General features: G+C 74.7%; 17 protein-coding genes. 12 read left to right on the forward strand and 5 right to left on the reverse strand.

Features of this window, described 5'->3' with window-relative positions; translation table 11 throughout:
• Positions 1-117 precede the first annotated feature (117 nt).
• Positions 118-5274: a WG repeat-containing protein gene (locus J3R08_RS32530; protein WP_280841881.1), complete on the forward strand. Its 5157-nt coding sequence runs from the start codon at positions 118-120 to the stop codon at positions 5272-5274.
• Between the two features lie 61 nt (positions 5275-5335).
• On the forward strand, positions 5336-6334 hold the full coding sequence (locus tag J3R08_RS23030; protein WP_030500117.1) for an aldo/keto reductase family protein: 999 nt from the start codon (positions 5336-5338) through the stop codon (positions 6332-6334).
• A 51-nt stretch (positions 6335-6385) separates the two neighbouring features.
• On the opposite strand, the gene J3R08_RS23035 is transcribed toward J3R08_RS23030, so the two are convergent.
• Both J3R08_RS23035 and J3R08_RS23040 read right to left on the reverse strand, forming a co-directional pair.
• On the reverse strand, positions 6386-7180 hold the full coding sequence (locus J3R08_RS23035; RefSeq protein WP_043329346.1) for a site-2 protease family protein: 795 nt from the start codon (positions 7178-7180) through the stop codon (positions 6386-6388).
• On the reverse strand, positions 7177-7377 hold the full coding sequence (locus J3R08_RS23040) for a hypothetical protein (RefSeq protein WP_043329344.1): 201 nt from the start codon (positions 7375-7377) through the stop codon (positions 7177-7179). The genes J3R08_RS23035 and J3R08_RS23040 overlap by 4 nt, the downstream gene beginning before the upstream one ends.
• A gap of 175 nt (positions 7378-7552) precedes the next feature.
• Between J3R08_RS23040 and J3R08_RS23045 the strand changes: the two genes are divergently transcribed.
• From J3R08_RS23045 to J3R08_RS23060, 4 genes are all read left to right on the forward strand, one after another.
• Positions 7553-7762, forward strand: a complete 210-nt coding sequence (locus J3R08_RS23045; protein WP_018785377.1) for a hypothetical protein — start codon at positions 7553-7555, stop codon at positions 7760-7762.
• A 48-nt stretch (positions 7763-7810) separates the two neighbouring features.
• Positions 7811-9796 carry a bifunctional adenosylcobinamide kinase/adenosylcobinamide-phosphate guanylyltransferase gene (locus J3R08_RS23050; protein ID WP_187693323.1) on the forward strand — a complete coding sequence of 662 codons (1986 nt, stop codon included), beginning with the start codon at positions 7811-7813 and terminating at the stop codon, positions 9794-9796.
• A complete protein-coding gene (locus J3R08_RS23055; protein WP_209962729.1) occupies positions 9786-10559 on the forward strand; it encodes an adenosylcobinamide-GDP ribazoletransferase in 774 nt (257 codons plus the stop codon). Before J3R08_RS23050 ends, J3R08_RS23055 begins: the two co-directional genes overlap by 11 nt.
• A 63-nt stretch (positions 10560-10622) precedes the next feature.
• Entirely contained in the window at positions 10623-11912 is a 1290-nt protein-coding gene (locus J3R08_RS23060) for a DUF2314 domain-containing protein (RefSeq protein WP_043329341.1), read from the forward strand.
• Between the two features lie 42 nt (positions 11913-11954).
• Here J3R08_RS23060 and gcvT read toward each other — a convergent pair whose 3' ends face one another.
• A complete protein-coding gene (gene gcvT, locus J3R08_RS23065) occupies positions 11955-13079 on the reverse strand; it encodes a glycine cleavage system aminomethyltransferase GcvT (RefSeq protein WP_209962730.1) in 1125 nt (374 codons plus the stop codon).
• 166 nt (positions 13080-13245) lie between these two features.
• Here gcvT and J3R08_RS23070 point away from each other — a divergent pair, with 166 nt between their 5' ends.
• The gene (locus tag J3R08_RS23070; RefSeq protein ID WP_064448300.1) at positions 13246-14814 is read left to right on the forward strand and encodes a leucyl aminopeptidase; all 1569 of its coding nucleotides are present in this window, start codon (positions 13246-13248) and stop codon (positions 14812-14814) included.
• Between the two features lie 75 nt (positions 14815-14889).
• Here J3R08_RS23070 and J3R08_RS23075 read toward each other — a convergent pair whose 3' ends face one another.
• Positions 14890-15219 (reverse strand): hypothetical protein, encoded by a 330-nt coding sequence (locus J3R08_RS23075; protein ID WP_113972556.1) that lies wholly within the window; start codon positions 15217-15219, stop codon positions 14890-14892.
• 178 nt (positions 15220-15397) lie between these two features.
• On the opposite strand from J3R08_RS23075, the gene lpdA reads away from it, so the two are divergent.
• Complete coding sequence (gene lpdA, locus J3R08_RS23080; protein ID WP_043329337.1) at positions 15398-16789, forward strand: dihydrolipoyl dehydrogenase; 1392 nt, start codon at positions 15398-15400, stop codon at positions 16787-16789.
• A 65-nt stretch (positions 16790-16854) separates the two neighbouring features.
• Positions 16855-18705 (forward strand): 2-oxoglutarate dehydrogenase, E2 component, dihydrolipoamide succinyltransferase, encoded by a 1851-nt coding sequence (gene sucB / locus J3R08_RS23085; RefSeq protein ID WP_069088985.1) that lies wholly within the window; start codon positions 16855-16857, stop codon positions 18703-18705.
• 61 nt (positions 18706-18766) lie between these two features.
• On the opposite strand, the gene J3R08_RS23090 is transcribed toward sucB, so the two are convergent.
• The gene (locus J3R08_RS23090) at positions 18767-19711 is read right to left on the reverse strand and encodes an SDR family NAD(P)-dependent oxidoreductase (RefSeq protein ID WP_209962732.1); all 945 of its coding nucleotides are present in this window, start codon (positions 19709-19711) and stop codon (positions 18767-18769) included.
• Between the two features lie 148 nt (positions 19712-19859).
• Here J3R08_RS23090 and J3R08_RS23095 point away from each other — a divergent pair, with 148 nt between their 5' ends.
• The 3 genes from J3R08_RS23095 (at position 19860) to J3R08_RS23105 (ending at position 22757) form a co-directional block, all read left to right on the forward strand.
• Entirely contained in the window at positions 19860-20426 is a 567-nt protein-coding gene (locus J3R08_RS23095; RefSeq protein WP_043329335.1) for a TetR/AcrR family transcriptional regulator, read from the forward strand.
• A gap of 44 nt (positions 20427-20470) precedes the next feature.
• Positions 20471-21805: a low temperature requirement protein A gene (locus J3R08_RS23100; RefSeq protein ID WP_043329334.1), complete on the forward strand. Its 1335-nt coding sequence runs from the start codon at positions 20471-20473 to the stop codon at positions 21803-21805.
• A gap of 73 nt (positions 21806-21878) precedes the next feature.
• Positions 21879-22757, forward strand: coding sequence for an oxidoreductase (locus J3R08_RS23105; RefSeq protein ID WP_209962734.1), 879 nt, complete (start codon positions 21879-21881; stop codon positions 22755-22757).
• Positions 22758-22791 lie beyond the last annotated feature (34 nt).

The raw sequence follows: 22791 nt of genomic DNA on the forward strand, positions 1-22791 counted from the left end.
TGTACCGGCACGTCCGGCGCCCCAGCGCGCGAATTTCCAATGAGGTGACACCGCCGTGAGCGAGCGACGCGAGCCGGCCCCGGGGCCGTCCCGCGCGAGCGGCCGGAGGGGTTGCCGATGAGTGGCTGGGGGAGCTGGCGCGAGCCGGCCGAACCGGCCTGGGCCGCCGAGCCCACCCACGAGTGGCAGCCGCAGTTCCCGGGGCAGCGCTACCCGGGTGACATCGGCATCGAGAACCTGACGCCGCGCCGCCGTACCGTGGTCGGCCGCGCCGAGGTACGCCCGGTCGGCCCCGCGCCCGACGCCGACCCGTACCCGGTCAGCCCAGCAGGCGCGCACCCGGTCAGCCCGGCCGGGTTCCACCCCGTCAGTCCCGCGCCCGACACCGATCCGTATCCGGTCAGCCCGGCCGGCGCGAACCCGGTCAGTCCCGCCGGATTCCACCCGGTCAGCCCGGCGGGTCCGCACGGCCCGCACCCCGCCGGCCCGGTGGGTCCCGCGGGTCCGCGCGACGCGTACCCCGTCAGTCCGGCCGGCCCACGCGGCACATACCCGACCAGTCCAGCAGGCCCGCGCGGCACGTACCCGACCAGTCCAGCCGGCCCACGCGGCACGTACCCGACCAGTCCAGCCGGCCCACATGGCACGTACCCGACCGGTCCCGCCGGTCCGCGCGGGGCCGAGCAGCCGGGGTCCGGCGGTCCACGCGGTGGCGGCCCGGCCGGTCCGGCCACGTCCCGCGGGGCGTACCCGGCCGGGCCCACGGATCACGGCGGCCAGCGCCCCGCCGGCAGCCCTCCGGACGACCGCCGCGGGCACCCCGCGGACGGGCGGCGGCCCTGGCCGGAGGATCGGCGCCGCACCGGCCCGCCCACGCCGCCCGAGCAGCGGCTCGACCAACGCTGGGTACGCCCCGAGGCCGCACCGCGCCGGCCGTCCCAGCCCGGCTGGATGCCGGAGCCGAACGAGTTCCCGCACCATGGCGAGCGCCGGGCCGACCGCCCGCACCAGGCCGACGGACGCCGCGCCCCGGTCGAGGGCCCGCCTGCCGTGTCGGAACAGCGGTGGGGCTCGGCGTCCGACGCGCGGCGGGACCATTCCCCCGCCGGGCGCCGCGAGTCCATGCCCGACGGACGCCGCGACCGCTTCCCGGACGAGCGCCGGGAGCCGCCGTCCGACGGGCGGCGTGACCACGGCGCCGGGCGCCCGGCCGATCGGCGCGACGACGCCGTGCCGCCGCTGGAGCGGGGCGCGGCCGGGTGGGGCCAGCCGGGCCGGGACGGTTGGCGCGGCACCGACGGTGACGGCTGGCGTGACCCGAGCCGGCGTCCCCCGGCGGAGCGGCGTGAGCCGGTGGACGGCCGGCCCTTGGCAGACGGACGTGCGCCGGGCCGGGAGGCCGCCGCGTACCCGGAGACCCAGCGCCGGGCGCCCGAGAACGGGCATCCGCAGACCGAGCCCGACCGGTACGGCGCACCGCGTCCCGGCGCCGACCAGCGGTGGCAGGGTCAGCGCCCGCCGGTCGACCGGTCCCGCCCGCACCAGGGCGAGTGGCCCATCATCGAGCCGCGGCCCCGTCCCGAGACGGACACGCGCCGGCCGGACGAACGGCAGCGCCCACCCGTGGAGCGGCCGGCGCCGCAGCGGTACCCGACGCCGCCGTCCGACGCCACCCGCCCCGACGCACGCCAGCCGGAGCAGGGCGCTTCCGGCCGCCCGGGCGCGCGGGACACCCGGCCGACAGGTCCGGGCAATCCGTCCGACCTCGCCGGTCACCGCGACGAGGCGCGCTCCCAGCCCTCCGCCACCCGGCCGCCCACCGTGATGCCCCGTCCCGAGCCCAGTCGGCCACAGCCGGATGCCGCCGCCCGCCCCGAGACCCGTGCCCCGCAGTGGCCGGTGCGGCCGGACGACCCCCGGCCGGGATCGCCCGACCGGAGTCCGGCGCAGCCGGACGACCGCCGGTCGCCACACGATGCGCGCAGGTCGGCGCCGCCGGTGCAGTGGCCGGTGCGGCCGGCCGGTCACCCGCCGCCCCGGGTCGCCGACGGCCGGGAGACGGCACCTGTCGAGCCGGCCGCACACACCCGTCCCGATGACCGTCCCCGGGTCGCCCCGGTACGGCCCGATCCGGTGCCGCCGCCGGCCACGCCCGGGCGTTCCGGGGAGGGCTCGGCTGCGCCTCGGACCGGCGACACCCCGCGTCCGGCACCTCCTGCGCCGCAGGCCGGCGTGCCCGTCGCGGACGCTCCCGTTTCCGGAGCGTCCGCCCCCGCCGCGCCGCAGGCCGACATGCCTGGCGCGGGCAGCCCCGCTTCCGGCGCGGTCACCCCCGTTCCGCCTCCTTCCGACGCGCACGTATCCCGTGCGCCCACGTCCGGAGCGCCCACTTCTGGAGCGCAGCGTCCGGGTGGCGCGGCACCGACGGACCGGAGCGAGGGCGCGGCCCGGCCCACGCCGTCGCAGGACGGGACCGCCGAGCGTCACGGCCCGCCTTCTTCCGACCCGGTGAACACGGCGCAACCCGCGAGGGCTCGCCCGGCACCGCCTGCCTACTCCGGTTCCGTGCCCGCACAGCAGACCGCGGGCAGGCCGCCCGTACCCACACCGGCCGAGCAGCTACCCGACGTCAGGCCCGCCGACTCGGTGGAGCACCCGGCCCCGATCGCGCCCCGGCCAGTCGTGGAGAGCGGCGCCATCGGCGAGCCCGAGGCCGGACCGGACGCCGAGGCCAAGCCGTCGGATGTGGATGCCGGTCGTCGGCGCGAGTCCGAGGTGCAGGCTCCGTCCACGTCGGCCCCTGACGCCGACCGGCCCTACGCCGACGCCAGTGCCCGTCCCGCGCCCGGCACAGGACGGACGGAACCCGGCCCGGCTGTCGACCGGACCGGCGAGCCATCGGAGCGAGCCGAGCACCCCCGCCCGGGGGCGACAACCGCTCCGCCCTCCCCGGCCACGGACTCCGGCGCCGAGGCATGGTTCCGTCCCAGCCAGCCCGCCGCCCCCGCCCAGACACCGGAACCGCCGGAGATCTTGGACGATTCCGGCCCCCCTGGGGGTCATTTCGTACCAGGATCTGTGGCAGACCGGGCCGAGCCGGCGACGATTCGTACCCCCGAGGTGGCCGAGGCCGGGTCCGGTACCGGCTCGACGCCGCCCGCTACCGGCGTCACCACGCCATCCGACGCCGCAACCAGCGACGCCACACCGAGCGCCCCTGCCGCCACCGACATCAGCACCAACGCAAACACCGACACCGACGAATCCACGAGCACTGCGGACCCGGCGGCCGGACACCTGGACACACCGGACGGGACCGCTTCCGGCGGGGAGAACGCGGGCAACCGCATGCCCGCCACCGGCACGTCCGCCGACACCGGAAGCGGCCGGCCGGTCACCGACGCCGAGCCGCCGGTCACTGTAGATGCCGGGCAGGACGCCACGGATTCAGAGGCTGGCGGCGGGAGCCAGACAGCCGGCGAGCCGGGCAGGGCCGGTCACGTCGAGGAACCGGCCACCACACCGGAGCCGACCGGCAGCATCCGGGCCGACGCCGACCGCGCCGACATCACCGCCTCGCCACTGGAGTCTCCGGGCAGCCGAGCCGAAGCCGACCTCACGAGCATCGCGACCCCGCAATCGGCACCCGCCGGCACCGAGCCCTCCGGCATCACGATCCCGCAGCCGCAGGCCGCCGACACCCCGGCCACCGCGCCCGGCGAGGACTCCGACGGCGAGACCGCACCGACCGGTGACCCGGACCGCGCACCCGCCGAGCCTACGGCCGGCGGCAAGCCCACACCCGACACCGACACCACAACCGTCGACCCGGAGCACGACCGCGAGCCCGCACCACCCGAGCCCGCCGACGAGCCGACCGCTCAGACCGACGACGCGCCGACTCCCCGTACCGAAGAAGCGGACACCGAAGCGGACGCCGAACCGGCCGGACCGCCGCCGCCCCCGGCGGACCCGGAGCAGGCCCTCGCCGCGGTCGGCTGGCGGCTGGATCCGCGTACGCTGCGCGAGGAGGCGCCCGATCCGGCGCAGTTGCGGCTGATCCGGGACGGCCTGACCGGCAAGCTCGACACCACACTGGACAACCGTGGCCGGGCCCGGCTGCTGAGCCTGCGCGCGGTGGCGTCGCGGATCCTCGGCGACCTGGACGACGCGCTCGGGGACGCGCGGCTGGCAGTCACGTACGCGGAGACGACGGGTGAGCTGCGGCGTACCGCGTTGGCCCGGGCCCGTCTCGCGGAGGCGCTGCGGTGGCGGGGTGACCACGCGGAGGCCGACCGGCTCTTCGCCGAGACGAACTCGCCGGAGCTGCCGGACCCGCTGCGCGCGTTGCTGCACGAGCACGCCGGGCGGAGCTGCTACGACCAGGGACGGCTGACCGAGGCGTGCCTGCACTTCGAGCGGGCGCTGGACCTGCGCCACGGCGAGGACGCGGCGATGAACGCGCGCGTCGAGGTGGCGCTGGACGCGATCGCGGAGCGGGCCGCCGCCGACGGTTTCGGTCCGGCCCCGCGCCGGCCCGAGGAGGTGCTCGGCGCGCCGCGTCTCCCGGTGGCGACGTTCGACGAGGAGCAGCAGCTCTGGGGGTACGCGAACGCCGACGGCGAGATGGTGATCGCGCACCGGTACGCCGAGGTGCAGCCGTTCCACGAAGGGCTGGCCTGGGTACGCCGTCCGGAGGCGTCCCGCTGGGCGCTGATCGACACGTCCGGCGCGGCGCTGATCGAGGCGAACAACGGCTACCGGGCGGTGGGCGCCTTCTCCGAGGGGCTGTCCTGGGTGTCGATGGACGGCAAGGGCCGCTGGATGGCCGTGGACCGGATGAACATCGTGCGGATCCCGCCCGGGTACGAGGAGGTCAGGTCGTTCCGCAACGGACTGGCGGCGGTACGGCAGAACGGCGGCTGGGGCGCGGTGGACCTCACCGGCGAGGTGGTGGTGCCGACCCGGTACCACGGTCTCGGCACGCCGCTGGCCGACGGACGGAAGGTGGACGGGTTTACCGCCGACGGCCTGGCCGTGGTCGAGCTGGCCGGCCGCCGGGGCGTGGTGGACCGCGCCGGGCGGGTGGTGGTCACGCCGGCGTACCCGACTGTGGTGGTGCATCCGGTGGCGTTCCTGGTCGCCACGGAGTCGGGCCGGTGGGGCGCGCTGGACCGGCGCGGCGACCCGCTCATCGACCCGGTGCATCCCGGCCGCGCGGCGGTGGTAGCGGAGATCGACCGTCTGCTCGCCGACGCGAGCCCGGTGCTCTGACCCGCGCCCGGCGGGGAGCGCCGGACGGCGGTCGCCACCGGGCAGGACTAGGGTCGGGAGCATGGAATTCCGTCACCTGGGCCGCTCCGGCCTGATGGTCAGCGAGATCTCGTACGGCAACTGGATCACCCACGGCTCACAGGTCGAGGAGGACGCCGCGCTCGCGTGCGTCCGCGCCGCGCTCGACAGCGGCATCACCACGTTCGACACCGCCGACGTGTACGCCGGCACCCGGGCCGAGTCGGTGCTCGGCCGCGCGCTCAAGGGTGAGCGCCGGGAAGGGCTGGAGATCTTCACCAAGGTCTACTGGCCGACCGGGCCGGGCCGCAACGACAGGGGCCTGTCCCGCAAGCACATCATGGAGTCGATCGACGGCTCGCTGCGCCGCCTGCAGACCGACCACGTCGACCTCTACCAGGCCCACCGGTACGACTACAGCACGCCGCTGGAGGAGACGATGGAGGCCTTCGCCGACGTCGTACGCTCCGGCAAGGCGCACTACATCGGCGTCTCCGAGTGGAAGGCGTCGCAGCTGCGCGAGGCGCACGCGCTCGCCCGTGAGCTGCGCATCCCGCTGATCTCCAACCAGCCGCAGTACTCGATGCTGTGGCGGGTCATCGAGACCGAGGTGATCCCGGCCAGCGAGGAGCTGGGCATCGGTCAGATCGTCTGGTCGCCGATGGCGCAGGGTGTGCTGTCCGGCAAGTACCTGCCGGGCCAGCCGCCGCCGGCCGGCTCCCGCGCCACCGACGAGAAGTCCGGCGCGAACTTCATCGCGCGGTTCCTCAACGACGACGTGCTCACCCGGGTGCAGCGGCTCAAGCCGCTGGCCGAGCAGGCCGGGCTGACGATGGCGCAGCTCGCCGTCGCGTGGGTGCTGCAGAACCCGAACGTCGCCTCGGCGATCGTCGGCGCGTCCCGGCCCGAGCAGGTGCACGACAACGTGAAGGCGGCGGGCGTGAAGCTCGACGCCGACCTGCTGAAGGCGATCGACGAGATCGTCGAGCCGGTCACCGAGCGGGACCCGGCGAAGACCGAGAGCCCGGCGCAGCGTCCGTGACGTCGCGTCGTTCCCGGGCCGGTGTGAGCCGGCCCGGGAACGGCCGGTCGGCTACTGCCAGAAGCGGATCAGGGCGTAGCCGATCTGGTACAGCTCCCGCGGCAGCCCGAGCGCGTCGCCGACGGCGAACACCGCGCCGAAGAACGCCCGGTTGATCTGCGGGCTCCACAGCAGCGCGAACAGCAGGATGAAGCCGTACGGGGCGAACAGGTCGTACATCCGCCGGTAGGCGGGGCTGAGCCAGGGCTGGAGCATGTTGCCGCCGTCCAGGCCCGGCACCGGCAGCAGGTTGAGCACGCTGGCGGTGAGCTGGAGGAACGCGAGCAGCCCGACACCGGCCCAGAACTCCAGCGGGCCGCCCAGCTCGGGGCCCCACGCCACCGCGGCCACCAGCACCAGCGTGAACAGCACGTTTGTGGCCGGCCCGGCGAGGCTGACCAGCGTGTGCCGCAGCCGGCCCGGGATGGCGTGCCGGTCCACCCAGACCGCGCCGCCGGGCAGGCCGATGCCGCCGAGCAGCACCACGACCACCGGCAGCACGATCGACAGCAGCGGGCTGGTGTACTTCAGCGGGTTGAGCGTCAGGTAGCCCCGGTGGGCGATGTCCCGGTCACCGGCCCGGTACGCGACCACGGCGTGGGCGTACTCGTGCAGGCACAGTGAGACCAGCCAGCCGGAGACCACGAAGAGGAACACGTCGAACCGGACGTTGCCGTACCGGTTCCAGGCCATCACCCCGCTGGCCACGAAGAGCGCGACCAGGGCCAGGAAGATCGGGCTCGGCCGGAACGCCGCCCGGGGCACGCCGAGGACCAGCGGCTCGCCGGGGCGGTCGTAGCCGGTCATTCGGCCGGGGGTTGCAGGCTCATCCGGTAGTCCACCCGGTCGTCCTCGACCAGCACGACGGTGGTGACGCCGGATGCCGCGAGCTCCCGCCAGGTCTGGCCGATCCACGACTCGGCGTCCGCCTGGCTCGTGAACGACTCATCCGGCCCGTCGACCGCGTCGCCGTTCGTGCCCTCGTACCGCCAGCTCCACGCCATGCCGCGTCTCCCCTCGCCGCCGTCGTCCCGCAGGACGCCAAACCTCCGCAAGCCTAGTCGCCCGCCCACGACGCTTCACCCCTCGACCGGCGCGGGCCGACGCGCGGGTGCCCGCAAGGTTCGGCCGTCACCAGCGGGGTATCCACGCCGGACGTCGTCAGCGAGGGAGGACACCATGCGGCCGTTGCGGGAGATGGACACCGAGGAGATACGGGCGATGGCGGTACGCGGCGGCATCGAGGCGGCCCACGAGATGGACCGGGAGGAGCTGCTCGACGCGCTTCTCGCCCGTCCCGGCGAGGGAGCCTGGCAGGAGGATCCGAAGCCGGTTGACGTGAATCCCAACGACTATCGCTTCGAGGCCCCCGAGCGCCGACCGCGATGAGCCACCTCTCACTGCCCCGCCGGGGCGGCGGCATCTAAGGTACGGAGCATGTCCGTTGACGGGTGGCACACCCTCCTGGTGCTCGGCGGTATCCGCTCCGGCAAGTCCGAGATCGCCGAGTCGCTGGTCGCCGACGCGCCCACGGTCCGGTACGTGGCGACCGCCCCGGCCGGGGATCCCGAGGACACCGAGTGGGCGGCCCGCCTCGCGACGCACCGCGCCCGCCGGCCGGGGAGCTGGACCACCGAGGAGACGGCCGCGAACCCGGGCCGACTGGTCGAGGTGATCGCCGCCGCCGGGCCGAACGAGACGCTGCTCGTGGACGACCTGGGCGGCTGGGTGACGGTGCTGCTCGACCCGGCCCACCAGCCGGCCGACGACACCGCCACGATCGCCGAGCTGGCCGCGGCGGTGCGCTCCAGCACCGCCCGGCTGGTGCTGGTCAGCCCCGAGGTGGGCCTGTCCCTGGTGCCCACCACGCCGCTCGGCCGGGCGTTCACTGACGCGCTCGGCGCCGCCAACCGCGCGGTCGCCGACGCCTGCGACGCGGTCGCGCTGGTGGTCGCCGGTCAGACCACCTGGCTCAAGCCGGCCGCTCCGGCCCACGCCGTGCCGCCCGCCGGCACGTCGCCCGAGGCCGGGCCGAGCCGCGACGCGGCGCCCCAGGTCGCGACATCCTGGGCCACGGCACCCCGGCCCGCGCCGGACCAGGCCGCGCCGACCGGAGCCGCCGCGAGCCGGACCGCACCGGCTCAGGCCGTACCGGCCGACCTCGGCGCCGGGGACGTGACGCTGCCCGAGGTGCTCACCCCGGCCGCCGCCCCGCTGCCCGCCCCGGCCGCGTCCGACGAGCCCGGCACGGGCGACTGGGCCGCCCCCACCATGGCGCTGCCGATGATCGCCACCGGCCTGGTGATCCAGCCGGGCATGGAACTGCCGATGCCGGACGACTACACCGGTCCGCAGGCGGTCGACCGGCTCGCCACGCTCGACCTTCCCGGCGCCGGTCTGGGCGTGCTGGAGCAGGTGGTCGGCTTCGCGGCCGCCACCCAGGGCACCTCGATGCCGCGGCCGTGGGACTCGGTGCGCGTACTGCTGATCCAGGGCGACCACGAAGGCGGCGTGTCGGCCGGCGCGCCGGCCGGTGAGTCGGCCCGCCGGGCCCGGCAGGCCCGCGCCGGCCGGGGCGCGCTGGCCCGGCTGGCCGCCGAGAACCGCGCCGACCTGCAGATCGTCGAGGCGCCCACGTCGGCGCCGATCGAGGACCGCCCGGCCCTGCCCGGCGACGAGGTGGAGGCGGCGCTGCGTTACGGCTGGCGGCTCGCCGAGCAGGCCGCCGACGCGGGAGTGCAGTTGCTGGTGCTCGCCGCGTGCGGTGCGGGCGCCGAGGCCGCCGCCGCGGCGGTGCTCGCGGCCACCGCGGGCGCGGAGCCGCCCACCGTGCTCGGCCGGGTGATCACCGAGCAGGGCGAGATCGACGACACCGCCTGGATGGTCCGCTGCGCGGCGGTACGCGACGCGCTGCACCGCACCCGCCGCTCGTCCCGCGAGGCCAAGGACATCCTGGCCGAGCTGGGTGGCGGCGACATCGCGCTGGCCACCGGCGTCCTGCTGGGCGCCACCGCCCGTAAGGTGCCGGTGCTGCTGGACGGCCCGGTCGGCACCGCCGCCGCGATGGTCAGCCGCGACCTGGCCGGGCAGGCGCGGCACTGGTGCCTGCTGCCCGACCACGGCGGCCGTCCGGGTGTGCGGCTGGCCGCCGACGTGCTCGGCCTGACCCCGCTGGTGGACCTGCGGCTCGACCTGGGCGAGGGGGCGACCGCGCTGGCCGCGCTGCCGCTGCTGCGCTCCGCGCTGACGCTCGCCGCCACGCTGCCGGCGCATCCGTCGCTGGGCGGCCCCGACGACGACGGCGACACCGGCGACGGCCGGACCGGCGACGAGCCGGACTTCGCCGAGCCGGAGCCGGCCGGGCCGGGACCGACCACGATCGGGTCCGACGAGCCGGTCTCCCCCGGCCGACGTGCCGACTGAGGCGCGGCTCGCCGACGGCATCCGGCTGGCGCTCACCACGTTCACCACCGCACCGGTACGCGCCGGCCGGGTCGACCGGGCCGCCGCCGGCACCGCGATGGCGCTCGCCCCGCTGGTCGGCGCGCTGCTCGGCGCCGTACTCGGCGGGGCGCTGCTGCTCACCGGCGCGCTCGCGCCACCGCTCGTCGCCGCCCTGGTCACGGTGGGGCTGGGCGCGCTGCTCACCCGGGGGCTGCACCTGGACGGGCTGGCCGACACCGTGGACGCGCTCGGCTCGTACCGGCGTGGTCCGGCCGCGCTGAAGATCATGAAGCAGCCGGACGTCGGCCCGTTCGGGGTGGTCGCGCTGGTGGTCGTACTCCTGCTCCAGAGCGCGGTGCTCGCGGAGCTGGCCGGCCGGGACGCGCTCGCCGCGTTCGCCGCCGTGGTCGCCGCCACCGCGGCCGGGCGGCTCGCCGTCGGCCTGGCCTGCCGGCGCGGCGTGCCGGCCGCGCGGCCGGAGGGCCTGGGCGCGCTCGTGGCCGGCACCGTCGGGTGGGGCGCGCTGGCGCTCGGCGCGGTCGCCGTCGCGCTGGCGGCCGTGCCCGCAGTCCCGGACCGTCCGTGGCAGGGGCCGCTCGCCGTGCTCGGCGCGCTCGCCGTCGCGGCCGGGCTGCTCCGGCACCTGGTACGCCGCTTCGGCGGCATCACCGGCGACGTGCTCGGGGCGCTCGTGGAGATCGTCACCACGCTGTCCTACCTGGGACTGGTGCTGACCGGCTGAGCGTCACCGGTCCGGGCGGGTAGCGTTCGGGGCGAGTGCACCGGCGCGGTCGAGGGGGACGGCATGCTCATCACGGACGACTTCCTGCCGGTACCGGTGCCCGAGTCGCTCGACGCGACCTATCTGGTGCCGATCACCGGGCTGCCCAAGGTGAGCCCGAAGACCGCAGTGGAAGGGCTGGCCGGGCGGCTCGCCGAGCCGGTGCACGGGCTGGCCAAGCAGATGCTCGACAGCCCGCTGATGACCGTCGACACCCGTACCGTCGACGAGTTCCCCGAGCTGCCGCCGGACCTGCTCACCGCGTTCGGCGCCACCGAGGAGCAACTGGCCCGGCTGGCCGCCGCCACCCACCTGGTGGTGGTGCAGGCCGAGTACCGGCCGGGCTGGCCGCCCGCGCACGAGTGGGCCGCCCGCGCGGTGGCCGCCGCGGTCGCCGAGACGGTCGGCGGGGACGTGGTGGACGTCTTCGGGCTCCAGTTCCTCGACCCGGCGGCGGCGCTGCGCTCACTGCCCGACGAGCAGGGCCGGATCCGGCTCGTCGACTGGGTGCTGGTGCCCTACTCCTCGGACTCCGACGGGCTGTGGTTCACCACGAAGGGGCTGCGCCGGTTCGGGCTGCTGGAGTTGCAGGCCCAGGGCGTGCCGGACCACCTGACCCGGGCGTGGGGCGCGGTGATGACCGGCGCGGCCCGGCGGCTGCTGCGGGACTGGACCGACGGGCTCGCCGGTGAGGAGGTGCCGGCGTTCGTGCAGCTTCCCGTGCTGGCCACGGTGACCGGGCACGACATCGCCGTGGCGTACGGCAATCCGGAGCAGCACGGCGCGACCGCGCCGGTGCTGCTGCGGCTGGAGCTGGACCCGGCCACCGACCCGGACGCCGACTCGTTCCTGAGCCTCAACCCGCCGCCCGGGCATCCGGGTCCGCCCGGCCGCTACTTCGCCGCCGCCTGCGCGACGCTGTTCAACGGCATCCAGCCGGACGTGCGCTACACCCGCACGGGGGACGCGATGAGCCGCGCGGTGGAGACCGCCCGGGAGGCGCTCGGCGACATCCGGGCCCGGTTCCTGGCCGGGCGGCTGCCCGAGGAGAGCCAGCTCGTGGTCAAGTACGGGCTGCCCGGCGACGACGGCCCCGAGTACGTCTGGGCCGGGGTGACCTCGTGGGAGAGCCCGGAACGGATCGTCGGCGCGAGCGCCAGCGACGCCAACACCGACCCGAGCGTACGGATCGGCTCACCCGTGGTGGTGGAGGCATCGGACGTGGTCGACTGGGCGGTGCTGGACGGCACCGGCGTGCTGGAGGGCGGCTGGACGCAGGCAGTCCTCGACGCCGGGGAGCGCGGCGAGGACTGACCCGCGCGGCTCAGCGCGCCGAGCGCCGATCCGCCTCCGGCCTCAGCGCACCGAGGGCTTGACGAACGGCGGCCGGGTCAGGCGCATCCGGGCACGGCGGCCCCGGATGTCCACCTCCAGCTCCTCGCCGTCGGCCAGCTTCGGGTCGGTGTCGACGAGCGCCAGCGCGACGCCGTGCTTGAGCGTCGGGCTGAACGTGCCGCTGGTGACGGTGCCGACCTGCCGGTCGCCCGCGTACACGGCCATGCCGGGGCGCGGGATGGCCCGGTCGACAGCGGTCAGGCCGCGCAGCGTACGGGCGGGTCCGGCGGCCTTCTCGGCGCGCAGCGCGTCGCGGCCCCAGAACGCCGGCTTGTCCCAGCCCACCGCCCAGCCGGAGCGGCCCTGCACCGGGGTGATCTCCGGGGACAGGTCCTGCCCGTGCAGCGGGTAGCCCATCTCGGTGCGCAGCGTGTCCCGGGCGGCCAGGCCGCAGGCGCGGACGTCGCCGGCTGCGGCGAAGAGCGCGTCCCAGACGGCGACCGCGTGCTCGGACGCCACGACCAGCTCGTAGCCCAGCTCGCCGGTGTAGCCGGTGCGGCACACGGTCAGCTCCACCCCGTCGAGCGTGGCGGTGGAGAAACTCATGTAGTCGTGCCCGGTGGGCAGGCCGAGCGAGCCCAGCAGGTCCGCCGAGCGCGGGCCCTGGACGGCGAGCACCGCGTACGCCTCGTGCTCGTCGGTGACGGTGACCCCGGCGGGCGCGGCGGCGCGCAGCCGGCGGGCCACCTCGGCGGTGTTCGCCGCGTTGGGGATCAGGAAGACGTGGTCGTCTGCGTGCAGGTAGGCGATGATGTCGTCCACCACGCCGCCGGTGGCGTCGTCGCAGCAGAGCGTGTACTGCGCCTGACCGGGAGCGATCCGGCCGAGGTCGTTGGTGAGGCAGGCGTTGACGAAGTCCGCCGCGCCCGGCCCGGTGACCCGGATCTTGCCCAGGTGCGAGACGTCGAACACGCCGACGCCCTCGCGGACGGCGGTGTGCTCCTTGAGCACACCGCCACCGGCGTACTCCAGCGGCATCTGCCAGCCCCCGAAGGGGGCGAACTTCGCGCCGAGCGCGGTGTGCCGCTCGTGCAGCGGGGAGCGGCGCAGCCGGGTCTCGGCGGCGTCGGAGGTCACCTCGGTCATGGGTGGCAACTTACCGGCCGCGACGACTGTGGTTAGCATCGGCGGGATCCCGTCGGCGCGCATCGGCGGGACACCCACGCCTTCCGGCGGGTAGGTTGCCGCCGGAGACACCTTCACCGCCGGTACGCGACGACGCGGCCGGCCCGGCCCGCCCGGAGTAGCTTTCGTGACATCGCCCCGCACCACCCTCAGCCTGGTCGACACCGACCCCGCCGAACTCGCCGTCGACGCGATCGTGATCGGCGTGCACAGCCAGACCACCGAGCCGGGCAGCGGCGCACCCGCCCACGCCCTGCTGCTGGCCACCGGCGGGGAGAGCATCGCCGCCGCGTTCGACGGAAAGCTGACCGAGACGCTGGCCCTGCTCGGCGCGACAGGTGGCCCGGGCGAGGTGATCAAGTTGGCCACGCTGGGCACCGTGACCGCCCCGCTGGTCGTGGCCGTCGGCCTCGGCCCGGAGCCCTCGGGCGCCGCTCCGGCCCCGGAGTCGCTGCGCCGGGCCGCCGGCGCCGCCGTACGGGCGCTGGCCGGCGCGGCGCGCGTCGCCCTGGCCCTGCCGCTGCCCGACGACGCCGACGCCCCGGCCGCGCTGCGCGCGGTCGCCGAGGGCGCGCTGCTGGGCGGCTACCGGTTCGCCGGCTACAAGACCAAGCCGCAGCCGGCCCGCCGTGAGCCGGTGGCCGAGGTGCTGGTGGCGGTGCCGGACGCGGCCGACGCGACCGCCCAGGCCGAGGTCGCGCGGGCGCAGGCGGTAGCCGGCGCGGTGCGGACCAGCCGGGACTGGGTGAACACCGCGCCGAACGAGCTGCGTCCCCCGGCGTTCGCCGACGCCGTCTCCGCCGCCGCCCGCGAGGCGGGGCTGGAGGTCGAGGTGCTGGACGAGGCGGCGCTCAAGGCCGGTGGCTACGGCGGCATCCTCGCCGTCGGCCAGGGCTCCGAGGCCCCGCCGCGGCTGGTGAAGCTCACCTGGACGCCGGAGGGCGGCGGCAACGGCAAGCGGGTCGCGCTGGTCGGCAAGGGCATCACGTTCGACACCGGCGGCATCTCGATCAAGCCGGCGCAGGGCATGTGGGAGATGAAGTCGGACATGGCCGGCGCGGCGGCGGTCGGCGCGGCCATGCTGGCGATCGCGGCGCTCAAGCCGTCGGTCACCGTCACCGGCTACCTGCCGATGGCGGAGAACATGCCGTCGGGCGCCAGCTACCGGCCGGGCGACGTGATCAGCATGTTCAACGGCAAGAAGGTGGAGGTGCTGAACACCGACGCCGAGGGCCGGATGGTGCTGGCCGACGCGATGGCGCGGGCCTGCGCGGACGGCGCGGACTACCTGTTCGAGACCTCCACGCTGACCGGCGGGCAGGTGATCGCGCTGGGCAAGCGGATCGCCGGTGTGATGGGCACCCCGGAGCTGTGCGAGCGGGTGCGGGTGGCCGGTGACGCGACCGGTGAGCCGGCCTGGCCGATGCCGCTGCCGGACGACGTGCGCAAGGGCATGGAGTCGGACGTCGCGGACATCTCGCAGGTCAACGCCGGGATGGACCGGGCCGGGCACATGCTGCAGGGCGGCGTGTTCCTGCGCGAGTTCGTCACCGACGACGTGGCGTGGGCGCACATCGACATCGCCGGTCCGGGTTACCACTCGGGCGAGGCGACCGGCTACTGGACCAAGGGCGGCACCGGCGTGCCGGTGCGTACGCTCGTGCACCTGGTCGAGGACGTCGCCACCAACGGCTGACGTGTAAGGAAGGGCCCCTTCTTAACGCCTCGCGTTGTAGAAGGGGCCCTTTTTAACACCCGCGCCCGCGCCCGCTCAGAACGGCTCCGGGCGGCGCTTGCGGCGTTCGTTGTAGTCGCGCATGCGCTGCGGATAGCCCATCAGCCGCACGTCGTAGATCGGGATGGCGATCCGGTGCGCCCAGCGGCGGGCCTCGTCCGGCCCGCCGACGCGCCGCCGGGTCCACTCGCCGTCGTCGGCGATCAGCATGATCGTGGTCTCGGTGACCGTCGTACGGGGCTCGATGTACGCCTCGACGCCCTTACGGGTCCGGACGAAGTTCTCCAAGTGGTCCAGATCGGCGCGGTCGGCGGCACGGTCGCGGCTCGCCGGGGCGGCCCGCTTTCGTCGTCGGAACAACCCCACCGAATCCACTCCTCCCCCAAGCCGTCGTCGAGGACGGTGCCAAGGGTACGTGTCACCGACGTGTCGTTGGGCACCTCGGTACGCGCCCGGTCCGTGGTGGTGACAAGATGACCGAGGTGGGGTGTGCCTGTTACTCCGCCGTAACCCCCGATGCAGTGACGCGACCTGGGAGTTGGATGTGAGCGAGCCGAACGACACGACCTTCGACATCGTCATCCTCGGAGGTGGTAGCGGCGGCTACGCGGCGGCGCTGCGTGCCGCCCAGCTGGACCTCTCCGTCGCCCTCATCGAGAAGAGCAAGCTCGGCGGGACGTGCCTGCACAACGGGTGCATCCCGACCAAGGCGCTGCTGCACGCCGCCGAGATCGCCGACCAGACCCGCGAGTCCGAGCAGTTCGGCGTGAAGGCCGAGCTGGTGGGCATCGACATGAAGGCGGTCAACTCGTACAAGGACGGCGTGATCTCCCGCCTGTACAAGGGCCTGCAGGGCCTGGTGGGCAGCAGCAAGAAGATCACCTTCGTGGCGGGCGCCGGCAAGCTGGTCGGCAAGAACGTCGTCGAGGTGGACGGCAAGCGCTACACCGGCCGTAACGTCGTGCTGGCCTCCGGCTCGTACGCGAAGAGCCTGCCCGGCCTGGACGTGGACGGCGAGCGGATCATCACCAGCGACCACGCCCTGACCCTGGACCGCGTGCCGTCCTCGGCGATCGTGCTCGGCGGCGGCGTGATCGGCGTCGAGTTCGCCAGCGTCTGGAAGTCCTTCGGCGTGGACGTGACCATCGTCGAGGCGCTGCCCCGCCTGGTCGCCGCCGAGGACGAGGAGTCGTCGAAGGCGCTGGAGCGGGCGTTCCGCAAGCGGAAGATCAACTTCAAGGTCGGCAAGCCGTTCGAGAAGGTCGAGAAGACCGACAAGGGCGTGAAGCTGACGATTCAGGGCGGTGACACGGTCGAGGCCGAGCTGCTGCTGGTCGCCGTGGGCCGCGGCCCGAACACCGCCGGCCTCGGCTACGAGGAGCAGGGCGTCAAGATGGACCGCGGTTACGTGCTGACCGACGAGCGGCTGCGCACCAGCGTGCCGAACGTCTACGCGGTCGGCGACATCGTGCCCGGCCTGCAGCTCGCGCACCGCGGCTTCCAGCAGGGCATCTTCGTCGCCGAGGAGATCGCCGGGAAGAGCCCGGCCGTGATCGACGAGGCCGGCATCCCGCGCGTGACGTACTGCGACCCGGAGCTGGCGTCGGTCGGCCTGACCGAGGCGAAGGCCAAGGAGCAGTACGGCGCCGACAAGATCAAGACGTACAACTACAACCTGGGCGGCAACGGCAAGAGCCAGATCCTCAAGACCGCGGGCCACGTGAAGCTGGTCCGGGTGGACGACGGCCCGGTGGTCGGCGTGCACATGGTCGGCGCCCGGGTCGGTGAGCTGATCGGCGAGGCGCAGCTCATCTACAACTGGGAGGCGTACCCGGCCGAGGTGGCGCAGCTCGTGCACGCCCACCCGACGCAGAACGAGGCTCTGGGCGAGGCGCACCTGGCCCTGGCCGGCAAGCCGCTGCACGCGCACGCCTGACACGACAACCGCGGCGTCCGGCGACGGGCGAGAATCCCACCAGGGAATGAAGGAGTCTGGAGAACATGCCGGTATCGGTCACCATGCCCCGGCTCGGCGAGAGCGTCACCGAGGGCACCGTCACGCGCTGGCTCAAGCAGGAGGGTGACACCGTCGAGGTCGACGAGCCCCTGCTCGAGGTGTCGACCGACAAGGTCGACACCGAGATCCCGTCCCCCGCGGCGGGCGTGCTGAGCCGGATCGTGGTCGGCGAGGACGAGACCGCCGAGGTCGGCAGCGAGCTGGCGGTCATCGCCGGTGAGGGCGAGGACGCGGGCGCGGCCCCGAAGCAGGAGGCCGAGCCGGCCACCGAGCCGACCGCCGCCGCCGAGGGCACCGGCCCCGAGCCGGAGCAGCAGGCCGAGGAGGCCGCCGCCGAGCCGGGCGCCGAGGCCGAGCAGCCGGCCGTCGAGGAGCCGGCCCAGCCGGCGGCGTCGTCGGGCGAGGGCACGCCGGTGACCATGCCGGCCCTGGGCGAGAGCGTCACCGAGGGCACCGTCACCCGCTGGCTCAAGCAGGTCGGTGAGACCGTCGAGGTGGACGAGCCGCTGCTGGAGGTCTCCACCGACAAGGTCGACACCGAGATCCCGTCGCCGGTCGCCGGCACGCTGCAGGAGATCAAGGTCGCCGAGGACGAGACCGCCGACGTCGGCGCCGTGCTGGCGATCGTCGGGGTGGCCGGTGCCGCGCCCGCGAAGGCGGAGCCGAAGCCCGAGCCCAAGCCGGAGCCCAAGGCCGAGGCGAAGCCCGAGCCCAAGCCGGAGCCCAAGCCGGAGCCGAAGGTCGAGGAGCCGACGCCGGGCGCGGCCTACAACGAGCCGGCCGCCGAGGCGGAGCAGGCCGCGCAGCCGGCCAAGGCCGAGGCGGCGGCCCAGCCGGCCGCGCCGGCCGCCACGCAGCGCCGGAGCGTTCCGGCCGAGCACGGCGAGGACTCCGCCGGGTACGTGACGCCGCTGGTGCGCAAGCTCGCCGCCGAGCACGGCGTGGACCTGGGCTCGGTCAAGGGCACCGGCGTGGGTGGCCGCATCCGCAAGCAGGACGTGCTGGAGGCGGCGGAGAAGGCGAAGGCCGCCAAGCCCGCGCCGACCGCCGCCGCTCCGGCCGCGAAGGCGGAGGCGCCGGCCCAGCCGGCCGCCAAGCCGCAGCCGAGCGCCAAGCGGGGTACGACGGAGAAGCTGCCGCGTATCCGGGCCACCATCGCCAAGCGGATGCAGCAGTCGCTGCACGAGACGGCCCAGCTGACCACCGTGGTCGAGGTGGACGTCACCCGGGTCGCGAAGCTGCGGGCGCGGGCGAAGGAGTCGTTCCAGGCCAAGCACGGCGTGAAGCTGTCGTTCCTGCCGTTCTTCGCGCTCGCCGCCGTCGAGGCGCTCCAGACGTACCCGATCGTCCAGGCCAGCATGGACCTGGAGGGCGGGACGATCACCTACCCGGCCGCGGAGCACCTGGGCATCGCCGTGGACACCGAGCGCGGCCTGCTCGTGCCGGTCATCCACAACGCCGGTGACCTGAACATGGGCGGCATCGCCAAGCGGATCGCCGACCTGGCCGAGCGCACCCGGGCCAACAAGATCACCCCGGACGAGATGGCCGGGGCGACGTTCACGCTCACCAACACCGGCAGCCGGGGCGCCCTGTTCGACACCCCGATCGTGCCGTCGCCGCAGTCGGCGATGCTCGGCACGGGAGCTGTGGTGAAGCGCCCGGTCGTGGTGAACGACCCGGAGCTGGGCGAGGTCGTGGCGATCCGGTCGATGGTCTACCTGGCCATGTCGTACGATCACCGGCTGATCGACGGCGCCGACGCGGCCCGTTTCCTCACCGCGGTGAAGGAGCGGCTGGAGGCCGGCAACTTCGAGGCCGAGCTGGGTCTGTAGATCCGAGACGGCGAGGGGGCGCGCGGCGACATGCCGCGCGCCCCCTTCGTCGTCAGCGGCCTCAGCCCTTCAGGTGCTCCTCGGATACCGTCCAGAGCTGCTCGGCGGCCTCCGGGTCCCGGGCGTACGGCGCCCAGCCGGTCCGCGTGCCCGGCTGGTTCGGCCCGGCCTCCTGGCAGTCCTCGAAGTACCGGCCGCCGACGCCGTCGAGCAGCGGTGAGGTGGCGACCAGCACCGAGGTCGCCGCGCCCTGCTCCGGGGTCTTGAACGAGGCCGCGCCGCCACCGCTCTGCGCGCGCATCCGGGCCAACTCCTCCTCGGTGATGTAGCGCTGGAGGTTGGTCCGGATCGCGCCGGGCATCAGCGCGTTGGTCCAGATGCCGTCGTCGGCCCAGCGGCGGGTCGCCTCCACCGCGAACAGCACGTTCGCGGTCTTGGACTGCCCGTACGCCAGCCACGGGTCGTACGGCCGCTGCCGGAAGTGGATGTCGGAGAACACCACAGGTGAGCGCAGGTGGGCGGCCGAGCTGACCGAGACGATCCGCGCGCCGCCGGCCGCGGCGAGCGCCGGGCGCAGTCCGGTGGCCAGCGCGAAGTGTCCGAGGTGGTTGGTCGCGAACTGCATCTCCCAGCCCTGCTCGGTGCGCATCTCCGGGGAGGCCATGATCCCGGCGTTGTTGACGAGCATGTGCAGCGGCCCGTCCCAGTTCCGGACGAACGCGGCCACCGACGCGAGATCGTCCAGGTCGAGCGGGGCGACCAGGATCCGGTCGTTGCCGGTGGCGCCGGTGAGCTCGGCGGCGGCGCGCTGACCGGCCTCGGTGTTGCGGACGGCGAGGGTGACGTCCGCTCCGGCGGAGGCGAGCGCGCGGGCGGTCTCCACGCCGATCCCGGAGGCGCCGCCGGTGACGACGGCCCGCCGGCCGGTCAGGTCCAGGTCGCGGACCACTTCCAGGGCGGTGGTCTCGGAGTCGAACGGGGTCGTGACTGGTGTCGGGGTTGTCATGGTCCATCCTTGTCGACGGCGACGCGGACCGATGTCCGCCCGCTACGATGAGAAGCGGAGGATCCTCCGTTACTTGCTCAGCATAACCGGAGGAGGCTCCGGTTACCACCGACCCGGGCCCGCGACCCGGTCGAGCCGAGGAGGAACCGTGCCCGACCGACCGCTGCGCGCCGACGCGCTGCGCAACCGGCAGCGCCTGCTGGACGCCGCGGTGCAGGCGTTTTCCCAGGCGGGCGCGGAGGTAACGCTCGACCGCGTCGCCAAGGAGGCCGGGGTCGGGATCGGCACGCTCTACCGCCACTTCCCCAGCCGGGAAGCGCTCATCGAGGCGGCGTACCGCAACGAGCTGGAGAAGCTCTGCGACGCCGCGCCGGCGCTGCTCGCCACCCGGCCCGCCGACGTGGCGCTGCGCACGTGGATGGACCGGTTCGTCGACTACCTCGCCACCAAGCGGGGCATGGCCGACGCCCTGCGGCTGGTCATCGCCTCCGGCGCCAACCCGTACGCGCAGAGCCGCGACCTGCTGCTGGCCGCGCTCGGCGAACTCCTCGCCGCCGGCGCGGCGGCCGGTGCCGTACGCGCCGACGTGGCCGCCGCCGACGTGCTCGCCAGCCTCAGCGGGGTGTCCCTGGTGGCCGGCGAGCCGGACCAGCGCGCCCAGGCCGGACGCCTGCTCGACCTGCTGATGGACGGCCTGCGCCACCGGACGGGCTGACCGAATCGGCCACCCGGCCCGACCTGCGCTGACAGACTCGGCCGGTGGGCTCGAACCGGTGGCGTGGACGCCTGGGGCCGGCGGTGCCGGTGGCCCCGGGCGCCCGCGTCGACCGGTTCGAGATCTTCTTCGACCTGGTCTTCGTCTTCTCGTTCTTCATCATCACCCGGGCCACCGCCCTGCAGGTGACCGGCGGGGCGCTGCTGCACGCGCTGCTGGTCCTCGCCGTGCTCTGGTGGTCGTGGGTGGTGCACAGCGTGGTCGCCACCCGGGTACGCCTCGGCGAAGGCTTCGTCCCGGTGCTCATGACAGTCGGCATGGCCGCGCTGTTCACGTTCGCGCTGTCGCTGCCGCAGGCGTTCCGGGACCCGACCGGCAACGCGGCCGGGCCGATGGTCGCGGCGCTCAGCTACACCGTCCTGCGGTTGATCCACCTGCTGCTGTACCGGCACGCGGTCCGGGACAGCCCGAACGAGCGCCGGCAACTCCTCCGGTTCGCCCCGGAGTTGATCGGCAGCACCGCGCTGCTGCTGGTCGCCGCGCTGCTGCCGCCGAGGATCGACGACCTGTTCTCCGCGGCGGTGCTCCGCGACGTGCTGTGGGCGGTGGTCGTCCTGCTCCAGTACGGCACCGGCATCCTCGCCGGCACCTGGGGCTGGGGCGTCGCATCGGCCGAACACTGGACCGAGCGGTACGACCTGATCCTGATCATCGCGCTGGGCGAGTCCGTGATCTCGGTCGGCGTCGGCAGCAACCTGCTCGGCCAGCCGCCCACCTGGCCGGCCGTGACCGCGGCCGTGCTCGGCATCTTCTTCACCGCCGCGCTCTGGTGGGCGCACTACGACATGATCGGGCCGGCCGCCCGGATCGCGTTGCACGTCGCGCAGGACGGCCCCCGGGTGGCGATGGCCCGGGACGCGTACGCCTACCTGTTCCTGCCGATGATCGCGGGCATCATCCTGTTCGCGCTCGGCGCCGAGACGATAGTGCACGGCATCGCCGACCCGAACGTGCCGCCCAGCGAGCCGGGGCACGGGCCGAGCGTGCCGCTGCTGTTCGGCGGCGTGATCTGCTATCTCTGCGGCAACATGCTGTTCCAGCTCCGTACCCTGCGCACGCTGAGCTGGACGCGGGTCGCGACGGCGTTGCTGCTCGGCCTGAGCATCCCGGTCGCGGAACGGGTGCCGGGGCTGGCCGCGCTGGGCATGCTCACCGCCATCACGGTGGGTATGGTGGCCGTCGAAGTGATCGTCTTCGACGAGGGCCGGCGGGCCCTGCGGAAGCTGGTCTTCGAGGAACGCGCCAGCCACGAGGCGCACGAGGCGGCCTGGCGGGCCCGCTGGCACGAACGGCCCGACGACCGCGACGAAGGCGAGTGAACCAGCGGCCCGCCGCCTCCGTGAAACCTGTCGGCCCCGCCGCGGGGCCACACCTGAGGGATACGGGGGCCACATGACCATCGACACCGTCCACGCCGGCGCGGCCGGCGCCTGGCAGCTCGGCGACCTCACCGTCAACCGGATGGGCCTGGGCGCGATGCGGCTGACCGCGAACGCCGACGGCAGCCCGAGCGACCGCGACCGGGCCGTCGCCGTGCTGCGCCGCGCCGTCGAGCTGGGCGTCAACCACATCGACACGGCCGCGTTCTACTTCTCGCCGCTGCGCTCGGCCAACGAGCTGATCAACCGGGCGCTGTGGCCGTACCCGGAGGATCTGGTCATCGTGACCAAGGTCGGGCCGGGCAAGGACCCGTCCGGGCAGTGGCTGCCGGCGGCCCGCCCGGACCAGCTGCGCGGGCAGGTGGAGGAGAACCTGCGCCAGCTCGGCCGCGACCACCTGGACGTGGTGAACCTGCGGGTGCACGGCCCGGAGCCGCTGTCCGAGCACTTCGGCGCGCTCGCCGAGCTGCGCGACGCCGGGCTGATCCGGCACCTCGGCGTCTCCGCCGTACGCCCCCACCAGGTCACCGAGGCGCGCGCCATCGCACCGGTGGTGTGCGTGCAGAACTCGTACGGCCTGGGCTACCGCCGTCAGCACGACGAGCTGATCCGCGCCTGCGCCGCGCACGGCACCGCGTTCGTGCCGTTCTTCTCCATCGTCACCAGCGGCCGGGAGGCCGGCGCGACCGGCGAGGAGCACCCGGACGTGCTCGCGGTGGCCCGGGAGCACGGCGTGACGGCGGCCCAGGTCCGGCTGGCGTGGACGCTGGCCCGCGGCCCGAACGTGCTGGCCATCCCCGGCACCGGCGACCCGGCGCACCTGGAGCAGAACGTCGCCGCCGCCGCGCTGCGCCTCTCCCCCGCCGACCTGGCCCGCCTCGACGCCGTGTGACACGTGTTAAGAAGGGGCCCTTTCACCTCGCCAG

Origin of the sequence: Micromonospora sp. HB375 (assembly GCF_017872985.1) — a bacterium.
GTDB lineage: Bacteria > Actinomycetota > Actinomycetes > Mycobacteriales > Micromonosporaceae > Micromonospora > Micromonospora chalcea.

Bases quoted from the DNA above. Each gene is read 5' to 3' on its own strand.
- J3R08_RS32530 (WP_280841881.1), top strand. From the start codon at position 118: ATGAGTGGCTGGGGGAGCTGGCGCGAGCCGGCCGAACCGGCCTGGGCC.
- J3R08_RS23030 (WP_030500117.1), top strand. From the start codon at position 5,336: ATGGAATTCCGTCACCTGGGCCGCTCCGGCCTGATGGTCAGCGAGATC.
- J3R08_RS23035 (WP_043329346.1), bottom strand. From the start codon at position 7,180: ATGACCGGCTACGACCGCCCCGGCGAGCCGCTGGTCCTCGGCGTGCCC.
- J3R08_RS23040 (WP_043329344.1), bottom strand. From the start codon at position 7,377: ATGGCGTGGAGCTGGCGGTACGAGGGCACGAACGGCGACGCGGTCGAC.
- J3R08_RS23045 (WP_018785377.1), top strand. From the start codon at position 7,553: ATGCGGCCGTTGCGGGAGATGGACACCGAGGAGATACGGGCGATGGCG.
- J3R08_RS23050 (WP_187693323.1), top strand. From the start codon at position 7,811: ATGTCCGTTGACGGGTGGCACACCCTCCTGGTGCTCGGCGGTATCCGC.
- J3R08_RS23060 (WP_043329341.1), top strand. From the start codon at position 10,623: ATGCTCATCACGGACGACTTCCTGCCGGTACCGGTGCCCGAGTCGCTC.
- gcvT (WP_209962730.1), bottom strand. From the start codon at position 13,079: ATGACCGAGGTGACCTCCGACGCCGCCGAGACCCGGCTGCGCCGCTCC.
- sucB (WP_069088985.1), top strand. From the start codon at position 16,855: ATGCCGGTATCGGTCACCATGCCCCGGCTCGGCGAGAGCGTCACCGAG.
- J3R08_RS23090 (WP_209962732.1), bottom strand. From the start codon at position 19,711: ATGACAACCCCGACACCAGTCACGACCCCGTTCGACTCCGAGACCACC.
- J3R08_RS23105 (WP_209962734.1), top strand. From the start codon at position 21,879: ATGACCATCGACACCGTCCACGCCGGCGCGGCCGGCGCCTGGCAGCTC.